This window comes from Cellulosilyticum sp. ST5 (assembly GCF_046529625.1).
GTDB classification, from domain to species: Bacteria; Bacillota; Clostridia; order Lachnospirales; family Cellulosilyticaceae; genus Cellulosilyticum; species Cellulosilyticum lentocellum.
Genome location: NZ_CP132338.1, coordinates 447,688 through 460,579, shown reverse-complemented (window position 1 = coordinate 460,579; position 12,892 = coordinate 447,688). Strand labels below are relative to the sequence as shown.

General features: G+C 33.6%; 10 protein-coding genes and 1 tRNA gene. 3 read left to right on the top strand and 8 right to left on the bottom strand.

Going from position 1 to position 12,892, the window contains the following annotated elements:
• Positions 1-84: 84 nt before the first annotated feature.
• The 3 genes from QTL86_RS02135 to QTL86_RS02125 form a co-directional block, all read right to left on the bottom strand.
• Positions 85-903 carry a C40 family peptidase gene (locus tag QTL86_RS02135; protein WP_127067333.1) on the bottom strand — a complete coding sequence of 273 codons (819 nt, stop codon included), beginning with the start codon at positions 901-903 and terminating at the stop codon, positions 85-87.
• 196 nt (positions 904-1,099) lie between these two features.
• On the bottom strand, positions 1,100-2,146 hold the full coding sequence (locus QTL86_RS02130; RefSeq protein ID WP_410496336.1) for an aldose epimerase family protein: 1,047 nt from the start codon (positions 2,144-2,146) through the stop codon (positions 1,100-1,102).
• A gap of 74 nt (positions 2,147-2,220) precedes the next feature.
• Entirely contained in the window at positions 2,221-3,204 is a 984-nt protein-coding gene (locus QTL86_RS02125; protein WP_330547620.1) for a LacI family DNA-binding transcriptional regulator, read from the bottom strand.
• A gap of 300 nt (positions 3,205-3,504) precedes the next feature.
• On the opposite strand from QTL86_RS02125, the gene QTL86_RS02120 reads away from it, so the two are divergent.
• The 3 genes from QTL86_RS02120 to QTL86_RS02110 all read left to right on the top strand — a co-directional run bounded on the left by QTL86_RS02120 (position 3,505) and on the right by QTL86_RS02110 (position 7,207).
• Positions 3,505-4,668 carry a galactokinase gene (locus QTL86_RS02120; protein ID WP_127067336.1) on the top strand — a complete coding sequence of 388 codons (1,164 nt, stop codon included), beginning with the start codon at positions 3,505-3,507 and terminating at the stop codon, positions 4,666-4,668.
• A 70-nt stretch (positions 4,669-4,738) separates the two neighbouring features.
• A complete protein-coding gene (galE, locus tag QTL86_RS02115; protein WP_013657945.1) occupies positions 4,739-5,731 on the top strand; it encodes a UDP-glucose 4-epimerase GalE in 993 nt (330 codons plus the stop codon).
• 3 nt (positions 5,732-5,734) lie between these two features.
• Positions 5,735-7,207: a UDP-glucose--hexose-1-phosphate uridylyltransferase gene (locus QTL86_RS02110; RefSeq protein ID WP_127067337.1), complete on the top strand. Its 1,473-nt coding sequence runs from the start codon at positions 5,735-5,737 to the stop codon at positions 7,205-7,207.
• Between the two features lie 496 nt (positions 7,208-7,703).
• On the opposite strand, the gene QTL86_RS02105 is transcribed toward QTL86_RS02110, so the two are convergent.
• The 5 genes from QTL86_RS02105 to QTL86_RS02085 form a co-directional block, all read right to left on the bottom strand.
• Entirely contained in the window at positions 7,704-8,537 is an 834-nt protein-coding gene (locus QTL86_RS02105; protein ID WP_127067338.1) for an undecaprenyl-diphosphate phosphatase, read from the bottom strand.
• 212 nt (positions 8,538-8,749) lie between these two features.
• Positions 8,750-8,824, bottom strand: a tRNA-Pro gene (locus tag QTL86_RS02100).
• Positions 8,825-9,033: 209 nt separating this feature from the next.
• Positions 9,034-10,581, bottom strand: coding sequence for an alpha-amylase family glycosyl hydrolase (locus QTL86_RS02095; RefSeq protein WP_127067339.1), 1,548 nt, complete (start codon positions 10,579-10,581; stop codon positions 9,034-9,036).
• Between the two features lie 7 nt (positions 10,582-10,588).
• Positions 10,589-11,452: a sugar ABC transporter permease gene (locus QTL86_RS02090; RefSeq protein WP_013657949.1), complete on the bottom strand. Its 864-nt coding sequence runs from the start codon at positions 11,450-11,452 to the stop codon at positions 10,589-10,591.
• Positions 11,449-12,840, bottom strand: coding sequence for a carbohydrate ABC transporter permease (locus QTL86_RS02085; protein WP_127067340.1), 1,392 nt, complete (start codon positions 12,838-12,840; stop codon positions 11,449-11,451). Before QTL86_RS02085 ends, QTL86_RS02090 begins: the two co-directional genes overlap by 4 nt.
• Between the last annotated feature and the right edge of the window lie 52 nt (positions 12,841-12,892).

Sequence of the window (12,892 nt, the reverse complement as noted above, 5' to 3'; positions counted from 1 at the left end):
TCTCAAAGGTTTTATCTGTTATTCATAAAATGATTACAGATTTATTATTTCTTCTCTATATAAATATTTAATATCTTTGCTATATTAATCAACAACTCTTTTACATCCTATTAATGGTTTACCATAGTAAAGGCTACTCATACGTATACCTGTACTTTCATCACTAGCATGAATAATTTGCCCGTTTCCTGCATAAATCGCTACATGATTGATGTAGCCATTATTTCCATAAAAAACTAAGTCTCCTGGTTGAAGTTCACCTTCTGATATACGATAGCCATTACTGCTATATTGAGATCTTGAGCTTCTTTCTAAGCTAATGCCAAAACGCTTCATAATTTGGCTTGTAAATCCTGAGCAATCTACACCCGTTTCTAGATTATTGCCACCATAAACATAGCGGCCACCCAAATATCCTTTAGCATAATCAACAATTTCTTCACCTAAAGATGATTTACTCGGTACTGCATCTAAACCATCCGTATTTAATTGTCCCTTATATATGTATCCTACTGAATCGTCTACTTTTACCTTATAAAATTCATTTTGCTTTTCTAAGACCATTACCATGGTATTAGCTTTTAAATAAGTTAAAAGAGCACTCTCACCTGTAGGTTCTTCTCTTAATTTTGTTTCATCACTTAAGGTTGTCGTAATAACTCCTGCTATCTCTACAAGATTTTTACTTACGTATTGATTCGTATTACCTTGAATATTAATCAAGTAATTATGTTCATCTACTTCTAAAATACTGACACCCTGACCAGCTGCTTTTACAAGCTTTTCACCTGCTTCGGTGTTCACCTGTACATCTTGCTTTAAACTACCATATACTGCTGCTTGTGTTTGTGTTGTTATACCTGCTACCAAAATACCTACCATTATCAGCTTATGATACTTCATGGGATCCTCCTAAAGATTGTTTATAGATGATCTGTTAATAAATAATTGCTTTTATTAATTACTTATTTAAAATATTAACTAATTGTTACAAATTAATTATATATTGTAGTCCTCTTATTGTCAACGTTAGTTTAGTACAAAATTACATAAAAAGAGCCAAAAGCTCCTCTTAGCTTTTGGCTCTTTTTACTAATATTTATCTGTTACCAAATTTAAATGTTGTTTCTTGTCTATAAACTTCACTAGGTTTTAGAATAACCTCTTCCTTAAATACTTCATTTTTACCAATAGGCTTTCTTTGTGTTTCAAAACACACACCATATCTTCTTTGTTGTCCCTTACCATTTGAAAGCTTTGTTACACCATCTGCGTGATTCATAGTATAAACAACTACCCCTGGGGCAGTAGTACTAATCTCCATTACTCGTCCTGATATAGGATCATATAATTCTGCAGCTTTTTCGCCTTTATTAAGTAGCCAACAATGATCATAACCATACCCATTTTTTAAATGAGGATTTTCTCGTTCAATGTCTTTTCCAATAGCTTTTGGTATTCTAAAATCAAAAGCACTTTCGTTATCCAAATCTATAAAAGCACCTGTAGGAATAAGTTCTTCATTTAAGTCACAAATCTGACTACTATTAATATACACTTCTTGTTCTAAAACAGAACGTTTCGCTTCTCCTGACAAGTTGAAATAAGCATGATTAGTAAGATTAACGATTGTTTCCTTATCTGTAGTAGCTTCATAAGTTAAAGTAAGTGTATTATCTTCTTTTAATAGATAGATGGCTTTTACATGTAAATTCCCTGGGAATCCTTCTTCTCCATCTGGGCTCAAATAACTTAAAGTTAAAATAACAGAATCCTCTGTTTGCTGCATTTCACCCGTCCAAGCTTTTTTATCAAATCCAACTAAACCACCATGTAATGTGTTTCCATAGGTATTTTTTACAAAATGATAAACCTGATGATTTAAAGTCACCTTTGCATCTGCTATTCTACCAGCAATTCTACCTACTGTCGCTCCAAAATTACCAGGATTATTCTCGTAGGTATTTATATCTTCCCACTCTAAAATGACATTTTCAAAATGACCTTCTTTATCTGGAACCACTATTTTAGTGAGTGTTGCTCCCCAATTTAACACTTCCACTGTCATTCCCGCTGTATTACTTAATTCATATTTTGTAACCTTTTCACCAGAAGCAAAGGTTATGTCCTTACTTACTATTTTCATCTTTGCTAATCTCCCATCCTTATTTTAATTTAACCATAATCTAAACAATAAAAATATTATATAACTTTTAACTTTTATTGACTACAGCAACTTTCTCTTACTATAAGCTTAGTTGGAATAAGAATTTTTTTAGGTAACACTCTTTGACTCCTAACTCTTTCTTGCAATGTTTCTACTGCTGTTTTTCCCATAAACTCCGTATGCACTTTAATAGTAGTTAAAGCTGGCATCAAAAACTGAGAAGAATAAATATCATCAAATCCTATTAAGCTAATGTCTTTTCCTACTTCCATTCCTGCTTCTGCAACCGCTTTATACGCACCTATGGCCATTGGATCACTGGCTACAAAGTAAGCCGTTGGATGAGCCGGGTTTTCAAGACTTTTTTTCATTAATAAGTAACCATCTTCAGGTGTAAATCTTCCCTTATAAATAAAGGCTTCATTTAAATTTCCTTGTTCCTTCATAAACTGAATATACGTTGCTTCTCTTTCATCCATTAAAGGTTCTATACTTCCTCCAACAAACTCTTCTCCACCAATGTAACCGATAGTACTATGCTTCATTTCTACTAGATAGGATAGGGCTTTCCAAACACCTTTTCTATAATCAGTCATAACTGCATCATATTTTTCATCATCAGGTGATGAATCTACAAAAGTAATAGGAATACTGTACGCTTCTAATCTTTCTATTTCTTCTTCTCCAAACTTTCCAATAGCAATAATCCCATCTAAACCCCTTATATCTGAATCCTTTTCATACGGTGCTATTCTTCTAAAGCTTATCTGCTCTTCATCGCACTTTTTTTCTACCGCTAATCTAAGAGCAAGATAATAAGGATCTGTTAATTCTTGATTATGTGTATACCACTGAGCAATACCTATACTCAGTTGACGTTTTTCTTTCTTCTTATGATGCGTCGTATATTGCATAGCTTCTGCTGTTTCAAAAATTCTTTGTTTCGTTTCTTCTGACACATTAAGCGTCGTATCTAAATTAAGTACTCTAGAAACAGTCGCAATAGATACCCCTGCCTTTTCCGCTACTTCTTTCATAGTTGCCACTATTATTTCCTCCTTTTACTACCGTTTTACTACTTATTTTATTTCACTTTTCTATATCATCTAAGACACCTACTGTTAGGTTACTTTCATCAATAACTATTGCTTATCATGATAATCCTGTAACAACTGTGTCTATTAACGTTTTATTGTCTCTTTTATTTTATTATAGTATGACTGTATGTACTTATCAACCTAAACAAGTAAAATAATTATAATATTTTAGTAAAACAACTTGATTTATTTTACTAAAATATTATAATGAAACTAACTTAATCAATAGGAGGTATTTTTATGTCACTAGAACAAGCTATACAAAAGTTTAAGGATTTATTCCAAGAAACACCTACTGCTACGTTTTTTGCACCCGGCCGCGTTAATTTAATCGGAGAACATATCGACTATAATGGCGGCCTTGTTTTTCCTTGTGCTATTTCTCAAGGTACCTACGCTTTTGTAAGCAAACGTGAGGATAACTTATTTCAAGCTTACTCCATGAACTTTGAATCTTTAGGTCTTGTTTCCTTTAGTTTAGATGATTTAAGCTTCAATCCTAAACATGAATGGTGTAATTACATAAAAGGCGTACTTGAAACCTTGCAAGAACAAAATCATGAGATTACTTGTGGATTAAATCTAGTTGTTTTAGGTACACTCCCTAATGGTTCTGGACTTTCTTCTTCAGCTTCTCTCGAAGTGCTTATGTGTAAACTTTGCTCTGATCTTTATGAACTGAACCTTGATCCTGTTCAAATGGCTCTCATTGGCAAGTACGTTGAAAATCATTATATTGGTGTTAACAGTGGTATTATGGATCAATTTGCTATTGCTTTAGGCGAAAAAAATAAAGCACTACTTTTAGATTGTGCCCTTCAAAAATATCAATACATTCCCCTTGAACTAGATGGTTACAAACTTATTATTATGAATACGAATAAGCGCCGCGAATTAGCGGACTCTAAATATAATGAACGTTTTGCTGAATGTCAAGAAGCCTTAGCTATTTTAAAGAAACATTATACAATAGAGCATCTTTGTGACTTACCTAGTCAGGAACTAGATCATATTAAGGGTTATTTACAAAATGATACGCTTTACAAGCGTGTAAAACATGTTATTACTGAAAATGAACGTGTTATCACCGCTCATAAAGTCCTTTTTGATAAGAATTTGAAGACCTTTGGTGAGCTTCTTACAGCTTCTCACGTTTCTTTAAAAGACGACTACTGTGTAACAGGTAAAGCTCTAGACACACTAGTAGAAGCTGCATTAAATGCAGGTGCTATAGGAGCCCGTATGACTGGTGCTGGTTTTGGTGGCTGTGCTATCAGTCTTGTTCCAGAAGAAAAGATTGATAGTTTTATCGAACAAGTCGGAAAACAATATCAAGAAGTAATGGGATACGCAGCTTCTTTTTACATTGCTACAGCTAATGCTGGTCCTATTCGTTTAGCTTAAATACGGTTTTCATTGTTTCTTGAATGCTTTATGCTAAAATAAAAACAGAAATAACCTAGGAGGTATGCATATGAAAATTTTAGTTGTTGGTGGTGCTGGTTATATTGGTTCTCACGCAGTTAAACAGCTCACAGAAAATCAAATTGATGTTATTGTTATAGATAGTCTTGAAACAGGTCATATCGAAAGTGTTCCTTCAAATGTCCCTTTTTACCAAGTTGATATTCGAAATAAATCAGCTGTTAAAGAGATTTTAGAAAAAGAAAAAGTAGATGGTGTCATCCACTTTGCTGCGAACTCTTTAGTGGGTGAATCGATGAGTAATCCGCTTAAATACTATAATAATAATGTAGGTGGCACTGAATCTCTTCTAGAAGCATTAGTAGAAACAGGTGTTAAGTATATAGTCTTTTCTTCCACTGCTGCTACCTATGGGGAGATTGCAACTATGCCTATTACAGAGGATATGACAACTTGCCCTACTAATACTTACGGTGAAACAAAGCTTGCTATTGAAAAGATGCTTAAATGGACTCATGGTGCTCATAACTTAAACTATGTATGCTTAAGATATTTCAATGTAGCAGGAGCCGATTTTAGTGGCACTATTGGAGAAGCTCATACAACTGAGACTCACCTTATTCCTCTCATTCTTCAAGTTCCTCTAGGACAAAGATCTCATATTACTGTATTTGGTCAAGATTATCCAACTGAAGATGGTACTTGCATCAGAGATTATATTCATGTAACAGATTTAGTAAATGCTCATATTTTAGCCCTTAAATATCTTATGAACGGCGGCGAAAGTAATATCTTTAATCTAGGTAGCAATAGTGGCTACTCTGTCCTTGAAATGATCGAAGCTGCTCGCAAAGTAACAGGCCATCCTATTCCTATGCAAATTGGTGAACGTCGCGTAGGTGATCCTGCTCTTCTCATTGCTTCTTCTGAAAAAGCAAAACGTGTTTTAGGATGGGAACCTCAATATACCGCTATTGAAGAAATTATTGCTTCTGCTTGGAAATGGCATCAAGCCCATCCACATGGCTATAAGGAGGTATAATCTATGTCATCTCTTTGCGACCTTATTAATCGGCTCATTACCATTGCTATAGAAAATACTTTAATCACCAAACGTGATGCTATTTATGTACGTAATCGTATTATGGCACTTTATAAGGTAACTGAATATACTGTTCCCTCTGAGAAGTGTTCCTTAAACTTCTATGAAACTTTAGATGCTCTCGCTGATATAGCTGTTAATAATGGATTCATCGAAGATACCTTAGCCGAAAAAGATATCTTTACTAGTACGATTATGAATGTTTTTTTACCTTCTCCTCAAGGAATTGAAAACGATTTCTGGAAGGCCTATGAACATAGCCCAACATCAGCGACTTCTTATTTTTATCAATTAAGCCAGAATTCAAACTATATTAAAATGAATCGTATTGCTAAAAATGTTGAGTTTAGGACATCTTCTCCTTATGGGTCTTTAGATATCACTATTAATCTTTCCAAACCTGAAAAGGACCCAAAGGAAATTGCTAGATTAAAAAATGTACCAGCAAGTCACTATCCAAGTTGTTTGCTCTGCATTGAGAATGAAGGGTATGCAGGTACTTTGTCACATCCCGATCGTGCTAATCATCGCACTATAGCCCTTCATCTTAACAATAAAGATTGGATGCTTCAATACTCACCTTATCTTTATTATAACGAACATTGTATTTTACTTTCTCAAACTCATGAACCTATGTCTTTAACTAAAAACAGCTTCTATAATCTATTAGATTTCGTTAAGCTATTTCCTCATTATTTTATTGGTTCAAATGCTGATTTACCTATTGTAGGAGGCTCCATTTTATCTCATGAGCACTATCAAGGTGGTTGTTATGAATTCCCTATTAATCGTGCTACAACACTCGAAACTTTTACACTTAATACTTACCCTTGTGTTACTGCTGAAATACTCAACTGGCCTCTTACTACTATTAAACTCTCAAGCCCTCAATTAGAAGATGTCGCTGAATGCACAAACTATATTTATGAAACTTGGAAGACTTATTCGGATGCTGAAGTAAATATTTTAGCTGAAACAGATGGTACTAGACATAATACCATTACACCGATTGCAAAAAAAACTAGGGAAAATTATGTGATGTATGTTGTACTACGCAACAACCGTACATCAGATGAACATCCTCTAGGTATCTTCCACCCTCATGCTGATGTACATCATATTAAAAAAGAAAATATCGGTTTAATTGAAGTCATGGGGCTTGCCATTTTACCTGGACGTCTTCTTAACGAACTAGAAGAAGTTAAGGCATACATACAAGGCCAAGAAGTAGAGGTTAAACCCTATCATCTTCCTTGGGCTGAGGAACTAAAAGCACTTTACGACGGCAGTGAAATCAATGCATTTATACAAGCTGCCTTAGGTAAGAAGTTCACTCGTGTATTAGAAGACGCTGGTGTTTTTAAATTAAATCAAGAGGGACTTACTCATTTTAGAAAGTTTATTCATACTCTGTAACATCTCCCTTTAATTAATAATAATGTTTTAATCAGCTCAAGATAGTTAAGAAACTTTCTTGAGCTGTTTTTTATATTTCTATTAAGAATTTAATCAGCTCGCTACATATATAGAGATATAAAACAAAGTTATAAGCTTACGTCTCCCCCTAATATCCTATCAGTCCTATTCATACGGATAACTCTTCTCGGGGCAGTATTTATAAGCTTTATCTATTTTACAAGTTTTTCACAAAAAAGTTTAAATTCAGAGTCTTAAGGTCTTAGTCTCCTAGCTTAGGGTGCACGGCCAAGACTTTAGGAGCTCCTCACTCATTGATTTAGCTTTCATAACCTACTACCTTCCTCAAAAAGTTCATTAAAATGCTGATGAGCCACTGTTATGTCTTTTTAGCCATTGTAATAGGTGATATAATTAAATACATGAGCCTGATTGTAAAAAATGCCATGCATAGGATTTAAATATCTATGCATGACATTTTTTTGTTTATATTTTACTATCCTAAAAAATTAATTCCTAAGGTAATGATTCCAACCACCAATGTATAATAAGCAAACACTTTATATTTATCTGTTTTAACCAACCAATCAATCATCTTAATTGAAAGATAACCTACTATTGCTGCCACTACAAAACCAATTACCATTGGTAAGATTTCAACAGGCACGGAAGTTTCCATTGCTTCTTTTATTTCTACTAGACAGCCTCCTAAAATAGCCGGAATACCTAAAATAAATGAAAATTTAACTGCAAAGTCTTTAGAGAATCCTGCAATTAATGAACTCCCAATAGTTGATCCTGAACGAGATATTCCAGGAAATAGTGCTATCCCTTGAAATAGACCTATAAAGAGAGCATTGCCATAACTCATTTCTCTAACAGTCTTTTTACCATTGTCCTTTCGATCTGAAATAAATAAAATGGCAGAAGTATATAAAAAGCAAAAGCCTAATAAAAGCAAACCACCCTTTGCTACAATGCTATCATATACCGACTTAAATGGATACAAAATAACTAGCGGAAGTGTTGCTACAATGAGCATCACAATCATCTTACGTTCATCATTCATTTGTTTTAAAGTAAACTTTAAAGTAAAAATATCTTTTAGCATACTTAATGCTTCTTTAATAAGAGCCCATATCGTCTCACGAAAGGCCACAAAAATAGCTACTAAAGTTCCTAAATGCAAAAGTGCCATAATAAAGCCTGAGCTCTCAGCTTCTACCTTACTAAAATGCTGAAACAAAGCTAAATGCCCTGAACTTGAAACAGGTAAAAACTCTGTAATTCCTTGTAATACTCCTTGAATAATCGCTTCAAAAATAGACATATTCATTCTCTCCTAACTTCTTTTCCCATGCTACATAGCCTATACTATTATAATCTACCTTTAGTACCCTAACTAGTCACTTCACCTTACAATTACCTAACAATAATGTTAGCTTCTTTATATTAGGAACTAAAAATATAATCATTTTTATATAGCAATTCTTAACTAGCAAAAAGACCAGTTAAGTCATAATAACTTAACTGGTCTTAGCATCGGGGTGACAGGACTCGAACCTGCGGCCTCCTGAACCCAAATCAGGCGCTCTAGCCAAACTGAGCCACACCCCGACAATAACTTGTCTCTTTTTCAGTCGACTTCATCATTATACCTAAACCCTTTTTATATGTCAAGTGATTTTATTCCTTTTATTAAGTATTTTTCCCTTTTTACTTCATATTAAAAAGCTACAAGATTAAGTCGTTCTCATCCTAGCTCATAACATTTAAGCTAGGATGAGAAAAGCCTTAAAACTTGTAGCTTTTGTATAACTCTCCCTTTATTTTAAGATTACTGTAGACATAGGTGGCAATGTTATTTCACTACCTTTTAATGTTGCTTTTTCATTGCCTGTTAGTAAGGAATCTTGAATTTTACTATAGTCATACGTACTCGTATCTAACGTTATCGTTTTAGTTTGATCTCCTAGATTATGAATAATAATAACTTTAGAATCGTTATAAATAGTTGTGTACGCACCCATTTGCTTATCTTCTAATTCTATAGGCTCTATTCTACCTCTTGCAATCTCAGGATTTTGTTGTCTTATATGTAGTGCTTTTTTATAAAAAGCAAACAAGCTATCTTTTTCCTTTTCTTGCTCTTTAACACCTTTTTCTATAGTAGGTATATTGTCACTTTCAGGAATAGGAGTAGTCATTTCCTCGTCTGACTCTGTTGACCATACCATAGGTGCTCGTTTATTAGCATCATGTCCTGAACCTAACATACCAATTTCTTCTCCATAATAAGTAAAACTATTACCTGGCATCATCAAATACATACTAGCAGCCATTTTCTGTTTGATGTTGTCTTTACCAATGACCCCAAAATAACGGTCTGTATCATGATTGGATAAGAAATTAGCATCAATATAATTAGCTTTCACCTTACTAATACGCTCTTGCCATTTATACAGACTTTGAACAAAGTCTGCACCAGCCCTACCTCTTAAGTTAGAAGTAATGCGTCCATCAGCTTTTGCAAACATAAAGTTAAAATAACTATCAATATCTGTCTCATAAAAGGTCTCAATCATACTACCACTACTAAATACTTCTCCTACCATGTAAACTTCAGGATTAATGGTTTGACAGTATTTATAAAATTCCTTTAAAAAGTTAATACTCTTTGCTTGATCAAAACAATAATGTCTAACCGCATCTAGCCTAAAACCTGCTACACCCTTATCCAACCAATACTTAGCGATGTTATTGATTTCAGTTACAACTTCTTTATTTTCCAAATTAAGTGCAGCCATATTATCTGTAAAGGCATACTCATACATATAATTACCAATTCCAGCTGAATGGTAGCCCCCTTCATCGTCTAGGCTATTTTTTTCTTCTTCATTTTGTACAAAGGAGTAATAGTCTGCATATTTCCCCGGTTTGCCTGCTTTAACCTCATCCAAAGCCTTTAAATACCAAGGATGTTTGGTAGATGTATGATTAACAACCAAATCTAAGATTACATTTATTCCTCTCTTGTTACATTCTTCCATTAAACGATCAAAATCCTCCATCGTTCCAAAAGTAGAATCTACGGCCATGTAATCCTCTACATTATATTTGTGAGTCGTATCCGATGGCATAATAGGTGTAAGCCAAATACCATCAATACCTAAATCCACTAGATAATCTAGTTTTGAGGTTACACCATTTAAATCTCCTATACCATCTCCATTACTATCACAAAAGGAGTACACAAAAATCTCATAGTAATTTCTATATTTATCCTGAATAAGTGGTTCTTCTTTTGCATGACTGCAACCACCTATTAAGCATATAATCATCACAAGTATGATAAAAGACCATCTTTTTTTCATGCTTCACCTATCCTTTAACGGCTCCTCCAGTAATACCACTTACATAGTATTTTTGTAAGTATGTAAATAAAAGTACAATAGGAATAGCGATACATACACAACCAGCGGCGAACATAGTAAAATATGGATCCATATTATCTTTTTTACTAACCATTGTAAATAAACCAATAGCTACTGTGTATTTTTCATAATTATCACCCATGATGAATTTAGCAAAAATGAAATCCATCCAAGGGGTAATGAAGGCTTGAAGTGCTGTACTTACTAAGATTGGTTTTGAAAGAGGTATAACAATCTTGGTAAATACTTGTGCTTTAGTAGCACCATCTAACATAGCAGCTTCATCTACTTCTCTGGAAATGGTATCAAAGAAACCTTTTGCTATGTAGAAAGTAATACCTGCACCAGCTGAGTATACTAATACTAAAGCCGTTAAACTTTGAGTAAGATTAATTGCTTTTAAGATGTAGTATACTGCTATCATGGACATAAATCCCGGAAACATACCTATGATTAATGCAAAATTCATATAAGCTTTTCTAAGTTTAAAACGCAATCTAGACATAACATATGCCGTTGACACATTAATAAAGGTACTTAAAATACATGAAATTACTGCAACAATAAAAGTATTCATAAACCATTTTCCAAATGGAAATGTGGTATTAGTGAACAAATTAATGTAATTATTAATAGTAAAGCCTCTAGGAATAATATAATTGACAAAAGCACCTCGCTCTTCTCTAAAAGAGGTAAGGATAATCCATACAATAGGTATTATCCATATAATGCTTAAGATTGTTAATATAGCATACACTGCTGTGTTACTAATTTTGTTTTTGGCTTGCATACCCATTTTATTTTTGCTCATTGGAAATCCTCCTCCTGCTTATTAGATGATGTAAAGCGGAAAGCGATCAAGGCAAATATTGCGGATAATACAAAGACTGCAATACCAATAGTCGATGCTCTACTATAATCTTTTCTATCAGCTGTTAATCTATAGAGCCATGTAACCAAGAGATCTGTCTTTCCTGCGAAGTAATAATCTGTCGTCATAGGCTCTCCTTTTGTAAGGAAGTAAATAAGATTAAAGTTATTTATATTACCAATAAATTGTGTGATTAAATAAGGTGCTGTTACGAAAACAACATATGGCATTGTAATTTTTGTAAATGCTTTCAACTTGGATGCTCCATCAATCTCAGCAGCTTCATATAAATCATTAGGGATATTCATTAATATACCTGTAGTTACTAGCATTGTGTAAGGAATACCTACCCACAAGTTAACAGTAAGAACAGATATACGTGCTAATGTTGGATCCGTCAAAAAAGGAACAGCTTTAGAAGTTAATCCTAAATTCTGTAAAGCAACATTAATAACCCCATAATCATTAAGCATTTGTCTCATGATTAATAAAGAAATAAACTGTGGAATGGCCATTGTTATAACAAATATTGTACGCCACATTTTCTTAAGTTTAATTCCCTTTTTATTAATCATAAGTGCCAAGACAATACCAAAGAAATAATTAGAGAAGGTTGCAACAACTGCCCATACTAATGTCCAACCTAGAACTGGTCCAAAAGTTGCACCAAATTTCGAACCTTGGTTAAGCATTTCACCAAAGTTTGCAAGTCCTACCCAAGTAAATAATTGTCCTGGTGGTTGGTGATCCATATCATAGTTAGTAAATGCTATTAAAATCATATAGCAAAGTGGTAGTACTGTAAACACCATGATACCAATAACAGGAAGTGTCATTAAGGTTACATGGAAACGTTTATCAAATAACTCTTTTATTTCTTGCTTCAATGTTGGTACAGGTTTGCCTGCTTCAATCAACTTTTGTAATTTATAAGCGCTATAAACATTACTTACATAAAGTAATATAAATACAAGGATAATAGCTAATGTTGCTACGCCATAAATTAAGAACAACATGGAGTTATCTCCTGGTACTGTTCTATTAATTTTAATAACTTCATCATATACCTGTGTTTGTGCTTGGGTTCCTAATGTTGTAAATCCTATTAATTTATCTACACCTATAGCAACCATATAATAGATAAATGCTATTTCTGCTATTAAATAAATGATTCCTTTTAAAAATTGTTTTCTAGCAATATTTGCACTTCCCATGATCAGGAAGGAAAGCTTAGTTAATGCATCTCCTTTTGCAAATACTGAGAAGATATTGGTACTTTGTTTCTTGGGTCTTTGATTTTTAGTTTTTTCAACTGCTACTTCACTCATACAAGCTCCTCCATTCAGTCAGTATTAGAATAATATGCATATATAACAATAT